Source organism: Flagellimonas iocasae (assembly GCF_042682725.1).
In the GTDB taxonomy this organism is placed as follows: Bacteria; Bacteroidota; Bacteroidia; order Flavobacteriales; family Flavobacteriaceae; genus Flagellimonas; species Flagellimonas iocasae.
The window spans coordinates 322,993-345,536 of sequence record NZ_JBHUHU010000003.1; the positions used below are offsets into that span (position 1 = coordinate 322,993).

At 41.9% G+C, this 22,544-nt stretch carries 22 protein-coding genes; 12 read left to right on the forward strand and 10 right to left on the reverse strand.

All coding sequences use genetic code 11. From position 1 onward, the window contains the following. Positions 1-313: 313 nt before the first annotated feature. Positions 314-3,181, reverse strand: a complete 2,868-nt coding sequence (gene leuS / locus ACFSJE_RS08695) for a leucine--tRNA ligase (RefSeq protein ID WP_379830600.1) — start codon at positions 3,179-3,181, stop codon at positions 314-316. A gap of 89 nt (positions 3,182-3,270) precedes the next feature. Between leuS and ACFSJE_RS08700 the strand changes: the two genes are divergently transcribed. The 5 genes from ACFSJE_RS08700 (at position 3,271) to ACFSJE_RS08720 (ending at position 6,745) form a co-directional block, all read left to right on the forward strand. Further along, positions 3,271-4,149: a cell division protein FtsX gene (locus ACFSJE_RS08700; RefSeq protein WP_379830601.1), complete on the forward strand. Its 879-nt coding sequence runs from the start codon at positions 3,271-3,273 to the stop codon at positions 4,147-4,149. Between the two features lie 9 nt (positions 4,150-4,158). Next, on the forward strand, positions 4,159-4,422 hold the full coding sequence (locus ACFSJE_RS08705; RefSeq protein ID WP_379830602.1) for a DUF3098 domain-containing protein: 264 nt from the start codon (positions 4,159-4,161) through the stop codon (positions 4,420-4,422). 1 nt (position 4,423) lies between these two features. Next, positions 4,424-5,218, forward strand: a complete 795-nt coding sequence (locus ACFSJE_RS08710) for an undecaprenyl-diphosphate phosphatase (protein ID WP_379830603.1) — start codon at positions 4,424-4,426, stop codon at positions 5,216-5,218. A 31-nt stretch (positions 5,219-5,249) separates the two neighbouring features. Next, positions 5,250-5,936: a tRNA pseudouridine(55) synthase TruB gene (gene truB / locus ACFSJE_RS08715; protein ID WP_379830604.1), complete on the forward strand. Its 687-nt coding sequence runs from the start codon at positions 5,250-5,252 to the stop codon at positions 5,934-5,936. A 140-nt stretch (positions 5,937-6,076) separates the two neighbouring features. Further along, positions 6,077-6,745: a hypothetical protein gene (locus ACFSJE_RS08720; protein WP_379830605.1), complete on the forward strand. Its 669-nt coding sequence runs from the start codon at positions 6,077-6,079 to the stop codon at positions 6,743-6,745. Here ACFSJE_RS08720 and ACFSJE_RS08725 read toward each other — a convergent pair. Continuing rightward, complete coding sequence (locus ACFSJE_RS08725; protein ID WP_379830606.1) at positions 6,728-7,390, reverse strand: thioredoxin family protein; 663 nt, start codon at positions 7,388-7,390, stop codon at positions 6,728-6,730. The two genes, ACFSJE_RS08720 and ACFSJE_RS08725, sit on opposite strands and share 18 nt — an antisense overlap. Positions 7,391-7,523: 133 nt before the next feature. On the opposite strand from ACFSJE_RS08725, the gene ACFSJE_RS08730 reads away from it, so the two are divergent. Both ACFSJE_RS08730 and ACFSJE_RS08735 read left to right on the forward strand, forming a co-directional pair. Continuing rightward, positions 7,524-8,087, forward strand: a complete 564-nt coding sequence (locus tag ACFSJE_RS08730; protein WP_379830607.1) for a DNA-3-methyladenine glycosylase I — start codon at positions 7,524-7,526, stop codon at positions 8,085-8,087. Then, entirely contained in the window at positions 8,074-8,628 is a 555-nt protein-coding gene (locus tag ACFSJE_RS08735; protein WP_379830608.1) for a hypothetical protein, read from the forward strand. Before ACFSJE_RS08730 ends, ACFSJE_RS08735 begins: the two co-directional genes overlap by 14 nt. Before the next feature lie 17 nt (positions 8,629-8,645). Here ACFSJE_RS08735 and aat read toward each other — a convergent pair whose 3' ends face one another. Together aat and ACFSJE_RS08745 are read right to left on the reverse strand one after the other, a co-directional pair. After that, entirely contained in the window at positions 8,646-9,302 is a 657-nt protein-coding gene (gene aat / locus ACFSJE_RS08740; RefSeq protein WP_379830609.1) for a leucyl/phenylalanyl-tRNA--protein transferase, read from the reverse strand. A 112-nt stretch (positions 9,303-9,414) separates the two neighbouring features. Then, positions 9,415-9,792 (reverse strand): DUF3127 domain-containing protein, encoded by a 378-nt coding sequence (locus ACFSJE_RS08745; RefSeq protein WP_379830610.1) that lies wholly within the window; start codon positions 9,790-9,792, stop codon positions 9,415-9,417. Between the two features lie 124 nt (positions 9,793-9,916). On the opposite strand from ACFSJE_RS08745, the gene ACFSJE_RS08750 reads away from it, so the two are divergent. Then, on the forward strand, positions 9,917-11,062 hold the full coding sequence (locus tag ACFSJE_RS08750) for a sensor histidine kinase (RefSeq protein ID WP_379830611.1): 1,146 nt from the start codon (positions 9,917-9,919) through the stop codon (positions 11,060-11,062). A 10-nt stretch (positions 11,063-11,072) separates the two neighbouring features. Continuing rightward, complete coding sequence (locus tag ACFSJE_RS08755; RefSeq protein WP_379830612.1) at positions 11,073-11,423, forward strand: hypothetical protein; 351 nt, start codon at positions 11,073-11,075, stop codon at positions 11,421-11,423. Here the strand turns inward: ACFSJE_RS08755 and ACFSJE_RS08760 are convergent. Both ACFSJE_RS08760 and greA read right to left on the reverse strand, forming a co-directional pair. Next, on the reverse strand, positions 11,416-11,808 hold the full coding sequence (locus ACFSJE_RS08760) for an HIT family protein (protein WP_379830613.1): 393 nt from the start codon (positions 11,806-11,808) through the stop codon (positions 11,416-11,418). The genes ACFSJE_RS08755 and ACFSJE_RS08760 overlap by 8 nt on opposite strands. A gap of 67 nt (positions 11,809-11,875) precedes the next feature. Next, positions 11,876-12,352, reverse strand: coding sequence for a transcription elongation factor GreA (greA, locus tag ACFSJE_RS08765; protein WP_379830614.1), 477 nt, complete (start codon positions 12,350-12,352; stop codon positions 11,876-11,878). Between the two features lie 185 nt (positions 12,353-12,537). Here greA and ACFSJE_RS08770 point away from each other — a divergent pair, with 185 nt between their 5' ends. Both ACFSJE_RS08770 and ACFSJE_RS08775 read left to right on the forward strand, forming a co-directional pair. After that, a complete protein-coding gene (locus tag ACFSJE_RS08770; RefSeq protein WP_379830615.1) occupies positions 12,538-12,975 on the forward strand; it encodes a Rieske (2Fe-2S) protein in 438 nt (145 codons plus the stop codon). A gap of 9 nt (positions 12,976-12,984) precedes the next feature. Next, entirely contained in the window at positions 12,985-13,971 is a 987-nt protein-coding gene (locus tag ACFSJE_RS08775) for an aldo/keto reductase (RefSeq protein ID WP_379830616.1), read from the forward strand. Positions 13,972-13,974: 3 nt separating this feature from the next. On the opposite strand, the gene ACFSJE_RS08780 is transcribed toward ACFSJE_RS08775, so the two are convergent. Next, the gene (locus ACFSJE_RS08780) at positions 13,975-14,976 is read right to left on the reverse strand and encodes a Gfo/Idh/MocA family protein (protein WP_379830617.1); all 1,002 of its coding nucleotides are present in this window, start codon (positions 14,974-14,976) and stop codon (positions 13,975-13,977) included. Positions 14,977-15,085: 109 nt separating this feature from the next. Continuing rightward, entirely contained in the window at positions 15,086-17,236 is a 2,151-nt protein-coding gene (locus tag ACFSJE_RS08785) for a TonB-dependent receptor (RefSeq protein WP_379830618.1), read from the reverse strand. A gap of 474 nt (positions 17,237-17,710) precedes the next feature. Here ACFSJE_RS08785 and ACFSJE_RS08790 point away from each other — a divergent pair, with 474 nt between their 5' ends. Further along, positions 17,711-20,170, forward strand: coding sequence for an ATP-binding response regulator (locus ACFSJE_RS08790; RefSeq protein ID WP_379830619.1), 2,460 nt, complete (start codon positions 17,711-17,713; stop codon positions 20,168-20,170). Here ACFSJE_RS08790 and ACFSJE_RS08795 read toward each other — a convergent pair. Together ACFSJE_RS08795 and ACFSJE_RS08800 are read right to left on the reverse strand one after the other, a co-directional pair. After that, positions 20,145-21,479, reverse strand: coding sequence for a sigma-54-dependent transcriptional regulator (locus ACFSJE_RS08795; protein WP_379831547.1), 1,335 nt, complete (start codon positions 21,477-21,479; stop codon positions 20,145-20,147). The two genes, ACFSJE_RS08790 and ACFSJE_RS08795, sit on opposite strands and share 26 nt — an antisense overlap. A gap of 139 nt (positions 21,480-21,618) precedes the next feature. Beyond that, on the reverse strand, positions 21,619-21,921 hold the full coding sequence (locus ACFSJE_RS08800; RefSeq protein WP_379830620.1) for a hypothetical protein: 303 nt from the start codon (positions 21,919-21,921) through the stop codon (positions 21,619-21,621). Between the last annotated feature and the right edge of the window lie 623 nt (positions 21,922-22,544).

Here is a 22,544-nt window from a genome sequence, read left to right on the forward strand (position 1 = left end):
TAAAAAGTAGGGGTAGATGGCTAAAAAACACATTTTCTAACATTTATACCCCTTTTTTTATAGGGGTACTATTGTTTTTTTATAATTTTTATGTCATATACCCTTAATTTTTTAGGGGTACTATATGTAAAAACAAAAATGCATGCCGATTGGCATACATTTTAGAAGTGTTTTCATAAAATCGTACTGATTGTTTTGTAAAACTACATTTTCGTCAACCTGAACTTGTTTCAGGTTCCCATAAATCCAGTCATCAAACTAATGGGATTCCGAAACTAGTTCGGAATGACGTAGAATCAAAATTGATGTAAAACTATCCTACGATATTTACAATCTTACCAGGCACCACAATTACCTTTTTAGGCGTGCGGCCTTGCAATTGTTCCTGTGTTTTTTCATGGGCCATTACAGCCGCTTCAATTTCATCCTTGCCCATATCCAAAGGCAGTTCCAGTTTAAAGCGCATTTTTCCGTTGAAGGAAATAGGGTATTCCTTGCTGCTTTCCACCAAGTATTTTCCATCGAACTTGGGAAATGGAGCCTCTGCAATGGACTCAGTATGACCTAATCGTTCCCAAAGTTCTTCAGCGATATGGGGCGCATAGGGCGATACCAAAATGGCCAGCGGTTCCAAAATGGCTTTGCTGGTACATTTTTGGGCAGTCAATTCATTCACACAGATCATAAAAGTAGATACCGATGTGTTGAACGAGAAGTTCTCAATATCCTCCTCCACTTTTTTGATGGTCTTGTGTAGCGTTTTTAGGTTTTCCGCATTAGGTTCCGCTTCGACTCCGCTCAGCGACCCGTCCATATATGGGGAATAAAGTTTCCAGAGTTTTTTGAGAAAAGAATGTACGCCAGTAATCCCTGCCGTGTTCCAAGGTTTGGATTGCTCCAAGGGTCCCAAAAACATTTCATACAACCGAAGGGAATCTGCCCCATACTCCTCGCAAATGGCATCGGGGTTGACTACATTGTATTTGGATTTGGACATTTTTTCGATTTCGCGACCTACAATGTACTTTCCATCTTCTAAGATGAACTCTGCATCTTTATATTCGGGCTGCCATTCTTTGAATGCTTCCACATCCAATTCATCGGAAGCATTTACCAAAGAGACATCCGCATGAATAGGGATTACATTTTTACCCTCCTTCAGCCCTTTTGAATATACCTTATTAGAGTCCAAATCTTTATATATAAAAGCACTCGTCCCCGTAATCATCCCTTGGTTAATCAACTTTTGGGCATACTCGTCCTTAGGCACATAGCCTCTGTCAAACATAAACTTCTGCCAAAAACGGGAATACAACAAGTGGCCCGTAGCGTGTTCGCTTCCCCCTATATATAAATCCACATCTTGCCAATAGTCAATCGCCTCCTCAGAGAAAATAGCCTCATCATTGCGCGGGTCCATATACCTATTAAAGTATTGGGAACTTCCCGCCCAACCCGGCATGGTGTTCAACTCCAATGGAAAAACGGTTTTATGATCAATAAATTGATTATTGACCACTGTACATTGTTCAATGTCCCAAGCCCACGTAGTGGCATTGCCCAAAGGCGGCTCGCCGGTTTCGGTGGGGAGGTATTTTTCCACTTCAGGGAGTTCCAACGGCAAATGTTCCAAATCAATCATCTGCGGCATGCCGTCCACATAATATACAGGGAAGGGTTCCCCCCAGTACCGTTGACGACTAAACACCGCATCACGAAGGCGATAATTCACTTTTCCTACCCCATATCCGATCTTTTCCAACTCCGAAATGATTTTCTTCATGGCCTCTTTATAGGAAAGCCCGTTTAGAAAATCGGAATTGGCAATTACAGTGGTTTCCTTGTCGGCAAATGCCTCTTCGGAAATATCAACACCCTCAAAAATGTTGGGGATGGGTATGTTATAGTGTTTTGCAAAATCGTAATCGCGTTGGTCACCACAGGGAACGGCCATAACGGCTCCGGTTCCGTAACTGGCCAAAACATAATCTCCAATCCAAATAGGAATGGGCTCTTTGGTAAATGGATGCTCTGCATACGCTCCCGTGAACACCCCCGAAACCGTCTTTACATCGGCCATCCGGTCCCGCTCGGAACGTTTGGCGGTAGCTTCTACATAAGCTTCCACCTCAGCTTTTTGCTCTGGCGTGGTGATTTTGGCCACCAAATCATGTTCCGGGGCCAAGGTCATAAAACTCACTCCAAAAATGGTATCAGGACGCGTAGTGAAAACTTCAATTTTATAGGGGTGATTGAGCGGAGTCGAAATCCCCTCTTTGTCGCTTCGACTTCGCTCAGCGTCCAATACGTCAAAAGTAACCGAAGCTCCTACCGAGCGGCCAATCCAATTGGTCTGAGAATCCTTGAGCGGCTGTGGCCAATCAATTTTATCCAAACCATCCAACAAACGTTGGGCATAAGCCGTAATTCGCATGCTCCATTGCGTCATTTTTTTGCGTATTACAGGATGGCCTCCACGTTCGGAAACGCCGTTCACAATCTCATCATTGGCCAAAACGGTACCCAAAGCTGGGCACCAGTTGACTTCAGTATCCGCCAAATACGTCAATCTATACTTTAAGAGGATCTCTTGTTTTTCCTTTTCCGAAAAACTGGACCATTCCTCAGCAGTAAAAGCCGGGGTGTCATCATCACAAGCAGCTTCAACTTTTTTATTTCCTTCTTTTTCGAACAGGGCAACTAAAGTTGAAATATCCTCTGCCTTATCGGAAACTTTGTTATACCACGAGTTGAACAATTGAATAAAAATCCACTGCGTCCATTTGTAGTACCCAGGGTTGGAAGTACGCACTTCACGGTCCCAATCGAACGAAAAACCAAGTTCATCCAACTGCTCCCGGTATCTTTTGATGTTATTTTCGGTGGTTATTGCAGGGTGTTGTCCTGTTTGAATCGCATATTGCTCCGCAGGCAATCCGAAAGAATCGTAGCCCATAGGATGCAACACATTGAACCCTTTGTGTCTTTTGTAGCGTGAATAGATATCCGTGGCGATATACCCCAGTGGATGCCCCACATGCAATCCGGCCCCAGAGGGATAGGGAAACATGGACAATGCATAAAATTTGGGTTTATCAGAGTCATTGGATGCTTTAAACGTTTTGTTTTTAGCCCAATACTTCTGCCATTTGTCTTCAATCTGACGGAAATCGTAATTCATGCTATTCACTTTCATTTTCGAGTTGCAAAAATAGGTTTAATCCCCTAAATACAATTTACTTTTCTATTTTTACGTATTGATTCGACTCTATGAGCCAATATATTGAAAGATATCAGCGAAGAAAACTGATTTCCTCCTATTTTTCCGTGGTTTTGAGTATCGCTCTGGTACTGTTCCTGCTGGGAACGCTTGGTCTTTTGGTGCTGAACACCAAAAAATTGGCCGACCACTTTAAAGAGCAGATTACCATTTCGGTCTTTTTGAAGGACAATGCCAAACCTGTGGAGATTGACCAATTGCAGAAAAGCTTGACGTTGGCAGAATATACCAAGTCGGCCGATTATATTTCAAAAGAAGATGCCGCGGAGCAGTACAGCGAGGACATTGGAGAGAATTTTGTGGAATTTTTGGGATACAACCCGCTGAAGAACTCCATCGATGTGCATTTAAAAGCCGATTTTGTCTCCCCGGAGCAGATTGCAGAAATTGCAGAGGATTTGGCCGCCAAGACGTATGTTGATGAAGTGAGCTACGATAAGCCTCTGATCTCACTGCTTAATGACAATGCCCGAAAAATCAGTCTTTGGATTTTAGTCGCCAGTGCCATTTTTACGGTAATTGCTGTGCTGCTCATCAACAGTTCCATTCGATTGTCCATTTATTCAAAACGATTTATCATCAAGACCATGCAGATGGTGGGAGCCACAAAGACCTTCATACGCCGACCCTTCATTTGGCAGAACATAAAATTGGGTATGGTGGGAGCCGCCGTTGCCTTAATTTCATTGGGTATCCTTGTTTATTATATCAACAAAAATTTCCCTGAACTGAATCTACTCCAAGATTATATGGTGCTCATCTTTTTGTTTGTGGGCGTTTTTGGGCTTGGGGTTCTAATTTCATGGGCCAGCACCCATTTTGCTACGCAACGCTTTTTGAATTTGAGAACAGATGATCTTTATTACTAACTTTGCGGCATGAGCAAGAAAAACAAGAACGACCAGAAACCCACCAAGGAGTTCATTTTTCAGAAGAAAAACTATCTGTTCCTTTTTATCGGCATCATTTTTATTGCCCTGGGCTTTATTTTAATGAGTGGTGGTGGGAGCGATGACCCCAACGTGTTCAATCCAGATATCTACAGCTTTAGAAGAATCCGTTTGGCACCCACTTTGGTGTTGATTGGTCTTGGCATCCAGGTATATGCCATTTTGTTGAATCCTAACAAAAAGAAAGAATAATTTGGAGCTTATTGATGCTATCATTCTTGGGATTATCCAAGGATTGACCGAGTTTTTACCTGTTTCATCCAGTGGACATTTGGAGTTGGGAAAAGCCATTTTAGGCGCGCATGCCGTCCCAGAGGAAAGTCTGTTATTTACTGTAATCCTTCACTTTGCCACAGCCTTGAGCACCATTGTAGTTTTCCGAAAAGATATTCTGGAAATATTCAAGGGGCTTTTTCAATTTAAATGGAACGAAGAAACCCAATTTTCCTTGAAAATCATTCTTTCCATGATTCCCGCTGCGCTTGTAGGCATCTTTTTGAATGATTTTATTGAGGTATTTTTTGATGGAGCCATTGTGATTGTGGGAATTATGCTCATTATCACTGCGTTTTTGCTCTATCTGGCCGATTTGGCCAAAACTACAGATAAAGGAGTTTCGTTCCGAAGTGCATTCGTCATTGGAATGGCCCAAGCCGTTGCCATCCTACCAGGGATTTCCCGAAGTGGGGCCACCATTTCCGCCGCTGTTCTTTTGGGAGTGGATAAAGGTAAATCCGCCCGATTCTCTTTCTTGATGGTTGTTCCTTTAATCTTGGGTAAAATGGCCAAAGATGTCATGGGAGGTGAAATCAACTTTCACGGAGACCAAGCCGTTGCAATGGGGGCTGGATTCGTAGCTGCCTTTATCGCCGGACTTGCTGCCTGTACTTGGATGATTAAATTGGTACGCCAAAGCAAGTTGACCTATTTTGCCATTTACTGCCTTGTTGTGGGATTGATCGCCCTCGCTTGGAGTATTTGGGGATAGATCCCTATTTTTGTTGCAAACCCCGAAGCTGTTGAAAACCAAAGAAGATTTTTTGAATGGTCAAATCCTGTTGATTGACAAACCGTTGGAATGGAGTTCCTTTCAGGCGGTGAATGCACTCAAATGGGCCATCCGCAAAAAATTTGACCTTAAAAAGATAAAAATCGGTCATGCAGGTACCTTGGACCCGTTGGCAACCGGACTTTTGGTCATCTGTACGGGAAAATTCACGAAAAAAATTCCAGAACTTCAGGGGCAAGTCAAAGAATATACAGGAACCTTTACGCTGGGAGGCACCACACCATCTTATGATATGGAAACCGAAGTGGACCAAACCTATCCCACAGAACATCTTTCAGAAGAGACAATAAAGGAAGCCACCCATCAATTTTTAGGGGAAATAAATCAGGTACCCCCTGTGTTTTCAGCCTTAAAAAAAGATGGTAAACGGCTGTACGAATTAGCTCGCGAAGGCAAAGAAGTGGAAATAAAATCTAGAAAAATCGAGATATTGGAGTTTGAAATCACCCGAATTGCATTGCCTGAAGTTGATTTTCGGGTGGTCTGCAGCAAGGGAACCTATATCCGCTCCTTAGCACACGACTTTGGAAAGGCTGTTGGTTCGGGAGCCTATTTATCGGCCCTCAGAAGAACCAAAATAGGGGATTTCAACGTAAATAATGCTACAAGCCCCATGGTTTTCAAAGAAAACCTGTGATTTTATGCCTAAAAACCACCTGAAGAGTAGGTTGCATAAAAGCCAGGGGTAAAATATTTTTGAAAAAAAGCGGTTATACTAGAACCATGAACCTTAATCTTAATAGAAACCAATTATCACTGCTAATAACATTCTTCTCGATGTCTATTGTGGTTTTGTTGTTATTCAACATTCACCTTGGGGGCATGCAAGAGGAAGAGTATGTTATTGAAATGAGTTTGGCGGATGAGGATATTGAGGAGTTGTTGGAACAGGAAGAGGAACGTTTGGAAGAATTGGCCAATAATGACCCCATAAAAAGTCATATGGCGTTTAACGAAACCGCAAAACCCTCCGTTGGTAACCCGGAACCTCTCAAAACCCTAGAGGAATTGATTGAGGAGCGCGCCATGAACAGTGAAGAGGGTGAATATTCAGGAGACAGTAATTTCTCAGAACAGTTGAAACAATTGAAGGCCCAACGTGATGAAAAAAAGCAAAAGTTGGGCGAGCGCGATGCACAGAAAGAGGAGTTTACCCATTTTCAAAAAGAGAGACGCACCTCCATCTCCTATTCCTTGGTGGAACGAAATGCATACTACCTACCACCTCCAATTTACACCTGTATTGAGGGCGGCAAAGTGGTTATCAATATAAAAGTGGACGATAACGGCTACGTTACCGAAGCTACTTTTAATGATAAAAGCTCTGGAACCAGCAACGGTTGTTTGGTGGACAATGCCATCGAATATGCACTCAAAGCTAGGTTTAGTTCCGATTCCAAAGCAACACAAATTGGAACCATTACCTACCTATTCCAAGGGAAGTAAATCCAAAATATCCTTTAAAATACCTTCTCCTTTGTCTTTGTTGTACCACACCTGAAGGTCCTGTTTAAACTCCGGGGTAAGTTTTCCATGTTCCTTTTTGTAGGCTTCCACCATTTCAGTGGCTACTCGAGGTCTTGGACCCCACTCCCCAACAATTTCACCATTAGTTTTGTCCCATAGAATCACCTTGGGAATGGAACGGGCTTCGTTGGTCAAAAAGGTGTCCATGATTTCAGGAACTTCGTCCCTTAGCACAATTTTGTAATCGATATTTGGATTGAGTTCAGCAATCTTGTTGACGATAGGCATACTATGTGCCGCATCCCCACACCAACTTTCGGTAATGGCCAAAAACTGAAATTGCGATTCCAAACGGGCAATTTTTTCTTGAATCACTTCAGGAATTGAAAAGGTTTTGTCCCATCGCTTCATTCTACGATCGTTGAGTTGGGTATAGTGAACATTGGCCTCCGTTTTAAGATGGCCCGTTGTCTGCCCTATTTCCACCAAATGATGCACCAAATCCCTGTATTTTTCATAATCCATTCCCATGGAAATGCCCTGTTGCACCAATGTGGACTTATCTTCCTGTGTGTGTTTTTCCATTAGTTCCATAAAACTTCTTTCCGCAAATTTATCCTTCAAAAACAGCCAATCTGCTGACTTTTGTCATTTGTTGCAAAGCATTGGAAAACCTTACACCTTTCCATTGGACGGATTTTGTCGGATACTTTTCCGTTCTTCAGAAGTTCTCCTAACTTTAGCCAAAATTTTCACTATGGATAAACATCGATGTGGTTGGTGTGTTGGCGACCCACTCTATGAAGCCTATCACGATTTGGAATGGGGCGTTCCTGTTAAAGATGATGACACGCTGTTTGAGTTTTTGATATTGGAAACGTTTCAGGCTGGGCTAAGTTGGATCACCATTCTCCGAAAACGGGAAAACTTCAGGGAGGCTTTTGACCATTTTGATTATAAAAAGATTGCTGCATACAATCAGGATAAAGTTGATGAGCTCCTCCAAAATCCTGGTATCATTCGTAATAAACTAAAGGTACATGCAACGGTTTCCAATGCCAAGGCTTTTATGGACATCCAGCAAGAGTTTGGAAGTTTCAGTGACTACATTTGGGGTTTTGTGGACGGAAAACCCATCAAAAACTCATTAGAAAATTACAAACATGCCCCTGCAACCACCGAACTCTCTGATGTCATCAGCAAAGATCTAAAAAAGCGCGGATTCAAGTTTGTGGGTAGCACGGTGATTTATGCCCATATGCAGGCAACTGGTATGGTAAACGATCACGAAATTCATTGTTTTAGATATGATCAGGTATAGCCTCATTTTTATAGGCTGTCTGTGCTCTTTTCAGATTGCGATCGCACAAAACAAGTACGACCAAGAGTCTAGAATTAAAAAAGAGTCTTTTCCTGAAAATGCTTTTGCCCTCATCAAAGATTATTTGGAAAACGCCAAGCGTGTTCGGTTCTATCAAAAGACGGATAGTGTAAAGAAAGGCTTTGAGGCTAAATTCAAAAAAGGAAGATTACACTATAGTGTAGAATTCAATGCCGGCGGAGAATTAGAAGATGTGGAGTTTAGAATTAATGAAAATGACATCCCAGAGGACACCTGGTACACTATCAAAAATTACCTCGACCTAAAATATCCAAAGTTGCGTGTCAAGAAAATACAGCAGCAACATCCACTGGTTGATAACAATCCAGAAAAGACCGTGCATGATGCCTTTCAAAATTTGATGCTACCCAACATTAACTATAAAATCACTTTTTCTGATAAAACAGCGGGCAAGTCACATTCTTATGATGCATTGTTCAACGCGGAAGGCCATTTCTTGAAGGTGCAGGAATTATTTTAATCACAACACCTGCAATCCTATAACAACTCCATAAATCTTTTACGGGGAATCAATTCAGCTCCCAAGCTTTCCAAATGATCGGTATGAACCTGACAATCGATAAAGCGATACCCTTTTTCATCCAATTCCTGGGCCATTTTAATAAATGCAAATTTTGAGGCATTGGGCTGAAGACTGAACATGCTCTCGCCACAAAACACATCCCCTAAATCCACCCCATATAGACCTCCAACTAAGTTGTTATTCTCCCACACCTCGTATGATCGAGCGAAACCTTTTTTATGTAGCTCAGCGTAAGCAGCTTTCATTTTTGATGTGATCCAAGTACCATCCTGTCCTTTGCGCTCCACAAAGGCGCACTGCTCAATTACTTCATCAAAACAGGTGTTTTGGGTCAATTTGAAGGACCCATCGCGCAAAACTTTACGCATGCTTTTGGACACTTTTACTTTTTTCGGAAAAAGCACCATTCGCGGGTCTGGGCTCCACCATAAAATGAGCGCATCATCATTAAACCAAGGAAAAATGCCACTTTTATAGGCCAGCAGCAATCGCTCTGGGGATAAATCACCCCCAACCGCCAACAGCCCATCTTCATTTGCTGTTTCAACCGGCGGGAATTCCAATCGGTCCCCTAAAAAGTGAAGGGGGAAATAATTCCTGTTATTTTCCAAAGCGCAATTTTTACTAAAATACGGATTCGAAACAAGAAAAAGGAATCCTGTCTTGGTCAACGTATTCGACAGCCAAAAGAGCGACTTTTAAAATAATAGGGAAGTTATTCCATTAAAAAGGTAGATCGTCGTGGTCTTCCTCATTGAGGTCATCCACTGGCTCAAAGGCTTCCATGGGTGGAACCGGAGGCATGTTGTCAGCGCTACCCTCGGGTTGAAGATTTTCAACACGCCATCCTTGGATGGAATTAAAATATTTGGTCTCACCCTGTGGGTTTACCCATTCCCTCCCTCTAAGGTTGATACTGACTTTTACCATTTGCCCTACACTGAAATTGTTCAGTAAATCACATTTATCTTGGACAAACTCCACCAAGATATGCTGTGGATATTGTTCTTCTGTGGTAACGACCATTTCTCTTTTTCGGAAACCATTGTTCCCATACGTTTTGGTCTCATCTATCATTTTTATTCTTCCCTGAACTTCCATGTATGCTAATTTTCAATGAATTTCAAATGTACATAAAATGATGTCCAAAGGAAACCCAAGTTTATCACGAAGTATCAACATATTTTCCATTTTCCGCTATCTTTAATCACAATTCTGCCAAAAAATGAACTTTAATCCCAAACGGAAAGCTTCCAATATTACCCTGCTGGTTTCGGCATTCATCATTGTTAGCTTGATTTTGTGGAACACCAACAGTTTTTTTAAAAAGTTCAAGGAGGAGGAACGCCTAAAAATGGAAATATGGGCCACTGCCCAATCCGAACTCATCCAATCTTCCGTGGATCAAGAATTGGGGAACCTCACCTTAAAGGTAATGGGTAACAACACCTCCACTCCCATGATTTTGGTGAACGAAGAAGGATCGTACAAAACACACAACATTCCACAGGAAAAGATTGCCGACAGCCTATATATCCAAAACAAGATAGAGCAGTTTCAAAATGAAAATGAACCTATACAGATTATTCAGGATGGGGAGCTTTTGGAAACGTTGTATTATGGAAATTCCGAAGTATTGAACAAATTAAAGTTCTACCCCTTGGCCCTCTTGCTTATCATTTTCTTGTTTGGAGCGGTCATTTTCTTTTTCTTCCGGACCAATAAAGCATCGGAACAAAATAAGCTTTGGGCGGGAATGGCTAAGGAGACAGCCCACCAAATTGGCACTCCGTTGACCTCACTTTTGGGTTGGAACGAGTTGTTGAAGTCAGAGAAAATCAATCCAGACATTACCGTTGAAATTGCCAAGGATATAGATCGTCTTCAGACCATAACGGAACGGTTTTCCAAAATAGGATCTATCCCAGATCTGGAAGTGCATGATATTGTGGAGGAAACCAAAAAAGCGTATGAATATTTAAAGAAGCGTAGCTCCAAGTTGATACATTTTTCTTTCAGCTCCAATGTGGATGAGCTTTATGTGCTCCTGAACCCTCCTCTTTATAACTGGAGCATAGAAAATCTGGTAAAAAATGGGATCGACGCCATGAAGGGAAAGGGAAATATTGCCATCCAAATAGATAAAAAAGGCCAAAATGTTAATATCTTAGTTTCGGATACGGGGCACGGTATCCCAAAAAGTGATTTTCAGAACATCTTCAGTCCTGGAGTAACTTCCAAAAAAAGAGGGTGGGGATTGGGTCTTTCGTTGGTAAAAAGAATTGTGGAAGAGTACCACAAAGGAAAAATTAAAGTACTTTCGTCCAGCAAAGAAGGAACAATCATGCAAATTACGCTAAGAGCAAAATGAATAGTGCACCATGTCAAAGGAAAAGAAAATTGTAATCAAGGATGCCGACATCACGAATAACTGCCCCGAGTGTTATAACCAAGAATTGAAGCTTACCTTTTACCAAAAACACACCTTAAATCCATTTTATCACCGTACTACCGGCGAGGTTACGCATGAGATTAAGTGCAAAAAGTGCCATTCCATCATTTATCCGGTAAACTGGACCCCCGACATTGAACGGGTCTTTGATTACTACAACAAACTGGTGCGCCCAGACCGACCTTCGGTACGGTTTACCATGCTCTTTTTTATCCTTCTTATTTTGATCTTGTGCCTAGTAGCGGCGGGGATTTACTTCTATTTGGAGGGCGTTATTTAAGTTGCTGTTTAATTTTACTGGCTATAGCTTCAAATTCTTTGGCCTCTAAGCTTTCTTTATGCTGAAACGTGGCATTTTTCATCGTATGCAGTGGAATTAAATGCACATGAACATGGGGCACTTCCAACCCAATAACCGTCATCCCCACACGTTTGCAGTCAACAGCTGCCTCAATCGCCTTCCCCACTTTTCTGGAAAAAGCCATAAGTTTCATGTAAGACGCCTCATCCAAATCCAAAATTTTGTCCACCTCTTTCTTGGGAACGCAAAGCGTATGTCCTTTTGAGTTGGGATTGATGTCCAAAAAAGCGAAATTATCATCATCCTCAGCTATCTTATAGCACGGAATTTCTCCGTTGATGATCTTGGTGAAAATACTTGGCATGTTGGTTTGGTTTAAAATAAAAAATCCTGTCGCGTGACAGGACTAAATATAGACATTCTCTACACGTTTAGTTACGGCTGATCTCCAAAATCTCCAACTTTAACGTTCCGTTGGGCACTTTGATTTCGGCCACATCACCTACGGATTTTCCCAACAGCCCTTTTCCTATGGGTGAGGTTACCGATATTTTTCCGGTTTTTAAATCCGCTTCACTTTCGGCGACCAAGGTATATTTCATTTGCATACCATTGGCTTGGTTTTTCAATTTTACGGTGGAAAGCACCAATATTTTTGATGTATCCAACTGAGACTCGTCAATTAATCTGGCATTGGACAACGTTTCCTCCATTTTCGAAATCTTCATTTCCAATAGACCTTGAGCCTCTTTAGCGGCATCATATTCCGCATTTTCAGACAAATCCCCTTTGTCTCGCGCCTCAGCAATGGCCTGCGACGCTTTGGGACGCTCAACGTCCTTGAGGTAGTTCAACTCCTCTCTTAATTTCTTTAATCCTTCCGCAGTGTAATAAGATACTTTGCTCATATCGTCATGTTTTTATGCAAAAGAACATCGAAGAAAATCAAAAAATTTCCCCAATGGTCTCGTTCTCTACAAATACAAAAAATCCTCTACGGTTACCATGACCTGCATGGCTTTTTGCGAGGATTTAACGCAAATATAGGTAAATTTTGTTCAACTTTGTGGAGCGATGAATTGAAATCCATACTATGAAGTACTTTTGGGGCGGCGCCTTACTTATTCTTCTAATATCCTGTAGTTCAGATAGTACCAACAGAAATCCATATTTGCAAGAAGTGAATTTCAGGTTCGCTTTAAATCTGAACCTTCCGCTCTACAGTGGGCTCAATATCATAGGAAATCCAGTCTATGTTGGAAACAACGGAGTGGGAACCCGAGGGGCGTTTGTGATAAAATCCAGTTTGGATACTTATTATGCCTTCGAAGCCAGTTGCCCCAACCACACTCCAAACAATTGCTCCACCATGACTATTGAAGGGCAAAACGTGGTTTGCGATTGCGAAGGGTTCACTTATAATCTCTTCACAGGGCAGCAATTGGATCGGCCCAATGATGGCAAAAGATACTACGACCTTCTTTTTTATAGGGCCACACAAAGTGGAAATATAGTAACCATATCCAACTAAAATAATAGCATGCAATACAGAAAACTTGGAAAAACTGGACTTAACGTCTCTGAAATCTCTTTGGGAACATGGCAAGTAGGGGGCAAATGGGGCTCTGGTTTTGATGATTCCCTTGCGGAAAAGATTATCAATGAAGCGATTGACTCCGGAATCAATTTTATAGACACGGCCGATGTGTACGAAGCTGGTGCCAGTGAAGCTGCCGTAGGCAGAGTGGTAAAATCCAGGTCGGAGGAAATTTATGTGGCCACCAAATGTGGACGGCAAATAAACCCGCATGTTAATGAGGGGTATACCACGAAAGTATTGCGAAAATATGTGGAAGACAGTCTTAAAAATTCCGGGTTGGAGTGTTTGGACCTGATACAGCTTCACTGTCCGCCCACAGAAGTATTTTACAGACCAGAAATCTTTGAGCTTTTTGACCGATTGAAAGACGAAGGCAAAATAAAAAACTTGGGGGTAAGTGTTGAAAAGGTCGAGGAAGCCTTAAAAGGAATGGAATATCCCAATGTGACCACCGTTCAGATTATCTTCAATATGTTTCGGCAACGCCCTTCGGAACTGTTTTTTGAACAGGCCAAGAAAAAGGATGTTGGAATCATTGTACGAGTGCCTTTGGCCAGTGGTTTGCTCACCGGAAAATTTTCATCAAATTCTACTTTTGAAAAAGAGGACCACCGCTTTTTTAACCGCGAAGGTGCTGCTTTTGACAAAGGCGAAACGTTTTCTGGGATTCCATTTGAATTAGGTTTGGAAGCTGTGGAAGAGTTAAAAAAGCTATTCCCTGATCATAAAAACTTGGCGCCAGTAGCGTTGCGTTGGATTTTGGACTTCCCCGAGGTCAGCTGCATCATTCCCGGTGCCTCAAAATCGGAACATTTACATTCTAATTTGGAAGCCACGGAACTTCCTTCACTAACATCAGAACAGAATCAGGCGGTGAAGGCCATTTACGAAAAGTACATTAAAAAGGAGGTACATCAGCTCTGGTAGGATTTACATCACTCCCAGAATTCGGTCCATGACCCAACTGGTGTGCAAGGCTGATTTTCCCAATGATGGGTGTTCGCCATTGCCCAACAAATGGTTTTTGATGTTTTCCACATGATGTTGTTGCACATGTTCTGGATGTAGGATTTCCAAGATTTGGTGACCATTTGAATTTTTTAATTCAACGGGGGCCTCATCCAGTATCGCAAAGGTTATGGTTCCTTCGGAACCCAATATTTCAACTTTGTCCACACGGTCAAGAGTACCAAAATTCCAAACACCTTGCCCTGTGATTCCATTGGTGTGCATCCAAGAACCGGAAATAGCATCATAGGCGGAATACAACCCTTGTTGGTTGGTGGCCACTCCATGAACCTTCTCGATATCTCCCAATAAAAAAGTGAACAGGTCGAGACCGTGACTGGCCAAATCATCAAAATAACCTCCGGGTGCCACGATTTTATCTGTTCGCCAATTGTATTCGCCACTTAAGTCCATTTCACTGGGTGGTTTGGTCTTTTGCCACTGGATATGTCGCACCTCACCTATCTGTTTCTCATCCAACCATTGCTTTATTTGAAGGAAACGGGGCAATGACCGTCGGTAGTAGGCCACAAAAAGCGGAATTTTCTTTGATGCAAAAGCCTCATAAATTTCCAAACTATCTTGATAACTGGGAGCCATAGGCTTTTCAATACAGCAAGGTTTTCCTGCTGCTGCTACTTGAAGCGCGTAGAGTTTATGGGTGTCCGGCGGTGTTGCAATGTAAACAGCATCAACATTTGGATCTTCAATTACCGCCTTGGCATCTGTGGTCCAGTTGGCCACATTGTGCCTTTTGGCATAGTCTTCGGCCTTCTTTGCGTCACGGCGCATTACCGAATGCACTTCAAAACCCAAAGTTTTTCTATACGCAGGCACACTTTTTTTTTCAGCCACACTTCCGCAGCCAATTACACCCCATCTCAGGGGCTTGTCTTTGGAAAAAAGAAAATGGGATTCTGTCATAAGTTATAAATGTACAGAATCCCATTAAAAATAGTTGAGTCAACACAGTTCTCGATACAAAATTCTTTCAGGATATCACTCGAACTGACGTCTTTTTACCTCATTATGCTTAAAAATTAATGGTTGCACCGACCAAAAAGTTGACTCCGGCCTGAGGATAATATCCTGCACCTTCAATAGTAGTGATGGTTCCGGGATTGGAAAAATCATCATCGTAGGTGTAAAAATAGCCGTTGGAAACAATGTCAGCATCAAAAATATTGTTCACCAAACCTGAAAGCACAATACTTTTCACAAACGAACCGGTTTCAATTACGTATTGAACGTTGAAATCTGTTTGGGAATAGCTGTCCAAGGTTGAATTTTCTGAATCGATGTTCCCCATATACTGTTTCCCCACAAATTTGGACAATAGTGACACTTGGAGATTCTGGTTGGGCTGAAATGTCAACACATTGCCAGCAACCACTTGGGGCGAATAGGCGATGTGGGTATTTCCCAAATCTTGAAGTGCACCATCCCGCTGAAAAAAGAAATCGAGGTTTCGGTTATCACTCAAGGCAATATTGGGCCGTAGTCGAAACTTGTTCCCCAATCGTAGACTGGCATCCACTTCCAATCCCAAACGATAGCTGTCGCCCACATTGGCACGTAAGGGTGCCCCAACATCATTGAGCTCCCCGGTGAGCACCAATTGGTCCTTATATCTCATATAGTAGACGTTGGTATTCAATTGGAAATCTGACGAAACATAACGCCACCCCAGTTCAAAATCGTTCAACTTTTCAGGTTTGGGGCTGCCGTTTTCATAATCGTTACGGTTCGGCTCCCGATTGGCCCTGGCGTAGGACAGATAGAAATTGTTGTTTTGATTTAAATCGAAGGTAACGCCAGCTTTTGGATTGAAAAAATTGAAGGTATCGTCCACGAATCCGGTGTCATCACCATTAGCTTCGTATCCGACTCCGCGGTATTGCAAATCACCAAAAATGGACCATTGATTGTTCAATTGATAATTGGCCTTCGCATAGGCATTGAAATCCGTTTTTTTGGAATTGTCATCATAATAGCGATCACCAATTTCGCTATCGCTGGCATATCGAGCCCAAATAATTTCACCGAAATGATCTCCTTTGTACTCGTTATAGCCTCCACCAAGAATCAACCTTAGGTTGTCCTTATTATAAGTCGCGGAAAACACAGTGCCATAAAAGTCATTGACAAGCCATCTTCTTCGAATTAAATCTGTGGTTTCTACCGTCTCTCCACCGAGTTCGATGGGTTCCAAACCATAGTCTCCAAAATCCTCATCTTCCCGGTATTGCTCAAAAAAACCACGCCCGCGGGTGTAGTGCAATGCCAAATTGGTACTCCATTCGGGGCTTAAGGTTTCATTCCAATGGAGTTGGAAATGGTCTTGTTTGTAATCATCCACCTCGTTGTCATGAAATTGAATATTCCCATTTTCATCGGTGTACATCCCCACTGGATTGAAGGTTCTATCTTCAGCCAACTGCTCGGCCGTAACACCATCCCATGCTTGGTAGGTAATTTCATGGCCACCAAAAAGTAATGCTTTAACCAAGGTGTTATCGTCTCTATAAACCCCTTGAAGGAAATAGGCATCCAAATCTGACCGGGCCCGATCGATGTAACCATCCGAAGTGATTCGGGACAAGCGACCAGATATCTCAAAATGGTCACTCAGGATTCCGGTGCTGAACTTAATGTTGTTTCGGAGTGTATTAAAACTTCCTACGGAAGAGGAAATCCGCGCATAGGCTTCTTCCGAAAAAGCATCGGTCAACAGGTTTAAGCTGGCACCAAAAGCAGCTGCCCCATTGGTTGAAGTACCTACCCCACGCTGTAATTGCAAGCTTTGGGTAGATGAGGCAAAATCGGGCATATTTACCCAAAAGGTCCCCTGCGATTCAGCATCATTGTACGGAACCCCGTTGATGGTAACATTGACCCGGGTGGCATCGCTACCACGAACCCGAATGCCCGTGTAGCCCACTCCTGCTCCTGCATCAGAGGTAGTGACCACTGCTGGTAAAAAGTTCATTAAAATAGGGACGTCCTGCCCCAAGTTTCGAGGTGTGATGTCCTCCTGATCTAAATTGGAAAAGGTAATGGGAAACTCCTTGGTCACCCGAATGGCCTGCACTAGAACTTCGTCCAGTACCACTTTTTTTCCCTCCAAAGAATCGGTTTCCTGTTCTTGTGCACTTACACCAAGTGCCAGCCCTGAGAGGGCCATTGCTGCGAACAGATTTTTAAAGCGATGACGTTTACATTTTTTCGTCGGTCGCGTTGTGCCGCATTGTTGTGCTGCGGTCTTGCACTGAATAATTGAATAAAGCGGTTTCATCCGTAAAAATTTTACGAATAAAAGGGGTCATTATTCTTGTTACTATTTGATTTTTGTTTCTAAGGAAACATAGAAATTCCAAGATGCGCCTAGCGCAATCCCTTGGCAGCATTACCCGCCCAGGTTCATTGGGTATAATCTCAGCCTTACCTAGTTTTCAGTTTTAGGTTTTCAGTTTTAAGGTTTCTTTTCAGATACTCAAAACTTACAACTTGGAACTTAGAACTGATTAAAAGCACCCCTTTGAGATGAGCGCAAATGTAAGTAGCTGTCCTCTTTTTTCATAAGAATACGCAGAAATTAACTTTTGATAACAACTATGTGGTATACCTCAACCCGTATATACTTTATAAACTGATCACAATGGACCATAAATCCAAAGGCAAGTTTACGCTAAAGATTATAAGCAGTTATGTGGTATTGGGGCTATTGGCCTGTTTGGCCGCCGCCTTTATCTACACTGAATTTAAAAGTTATACGGCTTCACAAAACAAAGAAGACGACAGCCTAAAGTTGGTAAAGACCAATGTACTGTTGACCAACCTTTATGAAGCTGAGAATCTGTCCAAACTGGCACTTCAAACCAAAAACCCCAAGGACTTAAAAGTTTATGCGCAAAAAGTGGACTCCATTGATTCCCTTATTGATTCTTTAAAACCTTTGATTGACAATGCACCTGGCACTCAAGCAGCCAAGTTGGACAGTGTTCAAAAATTGTTGCAGCAAAAAGTCTATAATAGTGCCGAGCTACGAAAACTAAAAGTGGAGAATGAAAACTCTACCTCTATTGATTCCATCCTTGAAGCTTTCCATAAAATGGAAGTGGATATGGGCCGAATCACCCCTGAGACCTTTGTGCCCAATTTTAATCAGTTACCCCCACAAAATCAAGAGTCGATTCGGGAGTATGTGGCCATTCTCAATAAAAATATTCCAGACCCCAATGGAACCACCAATGCCAATAATATCGATTCCATCCTTCAAGTTTCAAAGTCCATTTTAAATAAAGCAAAAGTGGAGAATGCGGCCTTGGAGCGTTCCATGTTTCAAAAAGAACTACAGATTTATAGAACAGATTTGGAGCTTTCTCAAAAAATGCGAAGTATCATTACAACCTTTGAACGGGACATTGTTCAAAAAGCGTTTCGGGACAATCTGCAACAACAACAGATTTTAAGGCGTAGTACACGCTTGGCAGGCGGAGCAATAGTTTTGGGCCTTCTGATCGTTATCCTTTTTACCTTTCTGATTTCGCAGGATTTTTGGAAAATTCAACGGTATCGAGATCAATTGGAGCGGGAAAAGAAAAACTCCGAGTCCATCTTAAAAAGTCGGGAGCAATTGATTGCCACCGTAAGCCATGATTTACGAACTCCTCTAAATACGATAAGCGGCTATTCTGAATTGATGGAACACAGCGGCCTTAATGAAAAGCAACAGAAATATCTGAAAAATGTGAAATCAGCATCGGGTTACGTGGAAAACTTGGTGAATGACCTGCTGGATTTTTCCAAACTGGAAGCTGGAAAAATATATTTGGAAACCGTTCCTTTTGTGCTTTCCACCCTTGTGGAGGACACTGCCCTACATTTTAAGGAAATCCATTCCAAAAAAGAAGTGGAGCTACAATTGAACATTGCCGAGGAGTTGGAGCGACCCATGATGGGAGATCCTTTTCGAATCCGCCAAATCCTAACCAACATTATTGGCAATGCATTCAAGTTTACGCATGAAGGGTTTGTAAAAATCGATTGCTATGTCAAAGAGAAAAAAGTAATTATTAAGGTTGCGGATACCGGTATTGGAATCGAAAAGGAAAAACAGGAATTGATTTTTAAAGAGTTCACCCAAGCAGGAAACCAAACCGAAAAGAAATATGGAGGTTATGGATTGGGGCTCACCATATCTAAAAAGCTGACCGAACTTTTGAACGGGGATTTGATATTGGAAAGTCAAAAAGACAAGGGAAGCACATTTACCATTTCGCTTCCGTTGGAGTTTTCGGAGCAGTCCGTTCCCACAAGGCATACAGAAAAGCCGACTTTTCAAAATCGGTTGTCACTACTCATTCTGGATGATGATGAAAACATGTTGGGATTGTTGGAAGAAATCTGTCATATCAATCACATTGAAGTACACACCTTCAACCGCTATTCCAAATTGGTGGAAACTGCTCCTGAGGCATACAATGCCATCTTAACAGATATTCAAATGCCAGAAATAGATGGCTTCGGCGTGTTGGAAAAACTAAAACAACATTGGGTTGCCCACTACAAAGGCCAACCTGTTATCGCCATGACCGGTCAAAAAGTCAAGGACCAAACTCCATATATTGAAGCTGGCTTTATTGGTGTCCTTCAAAAACCGTTCACTGCGGAATCTTTGATGGATATCCTCAATAAAGTGCATGGGCATTCGGAACGCAACCATAGCATCAACCCAGAAAAAGAGGCAGTCCCAAAACCCGCCACCAATCTATTCAATACCAAAGGTATTTCTGGTTTTTTGGACAATTCCCATGCAGTCAAGGAAGTTCTAGAAGTCTTTATGGAAAGTACCCATAAAAATATAGGGGTCATAACAACGGCGGTAGAGCAAAACGATACTGAAGCGATTAAATCCTTATCGCACAAAATGCTTCCCATGTTTCGCCAATTGGAAATTAATGAAATTATTCCCATTTTGGAACGCTTGGAACACTTGAATGGGGATGCCCAGAGCAAGCAGGTTTTCTCCGATATCAGCCACTTAAAGAAGGTCACAACGAAACTGGAAAAAGCCGTTCAGCGCTACCTTGCTAAACTTCCAGCTGATATTGATTGATTTTATTGTAGAGCGTCTTTCGGGTCATTTCCAACAGTTTGGCCGCCTTGGTCTTGTTGAAATTTGTCTGTTTCAGCGCAGTTAAAATCCGTTCCTTTTCATAATCGGATTTTGAAAAGTTTTGTTCGATAGCTGTCCCTGCTCCATTGGCTACAACATCAGGAATTGATTGTGGCAAAACAGTATCTCCTTCGGTAAACAAAACAGCTCGTTTTATCATGTTTTTCATTTCCCTGAGATTTCCAGGCCATGGATAGTCCAGAAATAGTTGCTTTACTTCATCCGAAAACTCCAATACCTCCTTGTCCAATTCTATGTTGGATTTGTCCAGAAAATAATTCGCAAACAGTACAATGTCCTCAGCCCGCTCACGCAGTGAAGGCACTTCTATAGAAAACTCATTTAAACGATGGTACAGGTCTTCCCTAAAATCTCCTTCTTCTGAAGCTTTCAACAAATTTTCATTGGTTGCCGCAATTATTCTTAAATCCAAATTGATTTCTTTGGTGCTCCCTACCCGTTTTATTTTTCGCTCCTGAATAGCTCGAAGCAGTTGAATTTGGTGTTCATAGGAAAGGTTTCCCACTTCATCCAGGAAAAGGGTTCCTCCATTTGCTGCTTCAAAATGCCCTATTTTATCTTCAATGGCACCTGTAAAACTTCCTTTAACATGGCCAAAAAATTCACTGGTGGCAATCTCTTTTGGAATGGCCCCGCAATCCACGGCCACAAATTTTTCATCCTTGCGCTTGCTGGCCGTATGAATGGACTTTGCCGTGACTTCCTTCCCTGTTCCGCTTTCTCCAGTCAATAAAACGGACATGTTGGTTGGAGCCACCAATTGCACATATTGCTGCAGTTTTTTTGATTTTTCACTCTCCCCGACCAAAAAATTGGTTTGCCGTTCTTCTTTCGGGGGCACATTCTTTTCTTTTGGTTTGGATGTGGGTTTGGCCTCAAGGGCATTTTGTATAACGGATAGAATCTCTTCAGGTGTAAAAGGCTTGGAGATATAATCGAATGCGCCTTTTTTCATGGCATTTACCGCAGTTTTCACCTCGGCGTAGCCCGTCATTAAAATTACTTGGGTTTTAGAGGACTCTGCTTTTATACGTGGGATGAGTGCAACACCATCCCCCTTGGGAAGCCTAACATCGGAAAGGATTACATCAAACTTGGTTGTTGACAAATATTCTTCTGCCTCTTTGATGGAATAGCTAATGGACACCTCAAAACCATGCCGGGTCAAAAACTTTTGCAGCATTTGACAGAAGGAAGTATCGTCTTCAATGATTAGGATTTTGGGCATCATAGTGTCGGTAATCTAATATACGATGCCAGCACCTTTCGAGACTCCGCTACTTTTATAAAATTATCACAAAAAGAAAGGGCTGCAAGTGCAGCCCTTTCTAACCAAACTAACTAACCTAACACGGTATCGAAAACTATTACATGTCAATCCAGTTGCCTTCAGCATCAGCATACACAGTACCTTTGGTACCATCTTCTAACGCAAGTTCCAATTTATATTGGTCTTTATCGTTTTTGTATGCTTTGTCAACCTTGGCAGTGGGGTAATTGGTTGACACAGCTGTTGTTACGGCCTCAGGAAGGTCAGAAACATTGATTTCCTCAAAATCCCCTAAGGTGATTACGGTTGCTTTATCTACATTCAACTCTGGAGTTTGTACGCTCGCAAAAGCTGTGAATCCTGCAAATGATAATACGGTTGCTAAAACTAGATTTTTCATGGTATATGATTTTTAACTGTTAAACTTGACTAACTATATGAAAAACCAGTGCCAGAATTTTTAGTACTTCAAAAATTGAATCAACTTATTGATAATGTGTTATTTACAAAATATGCTGGAATTTACAGATTGTGTAAAAGTGTGTAACCGAAGTACACAACTGTATATTTTTTACACAAGAAAGGCTGCCGAAGCAGCCTCTCGATGCCAAATCATAATCCCAAGGAAAAAGATTATGAACAAGATTGGCATAGTGGAAAATGCATGATTAGTGTTTATTGAATAGCATCATCCTGGTTCTCGTGTTGATTCCTGTCCCTTGCATTATTTCTTATGTATGATGCCAAGAGGTAAATGACAATGGTCAATGAAATTATGTTTAGGAATAGGATTATTTTGTACACCATTGTTGTTCAGTTTCATTCTTAGGATGCGTTTAATTTTAAGAAAGCCGCACGAGTGTACGGCCTTCTTACCAAATCAACCAACCTAATTCCAAATAACCGGTACGGGTTATTTGTAGCCAACCCCACATTTTAGTGGGATGCTCTTTCTCTTTTGACACCATCTTTTTGATAAGGTCACAAAAAGAGACAAAAAAATCCGCCCTTTTCAGAGAGCGG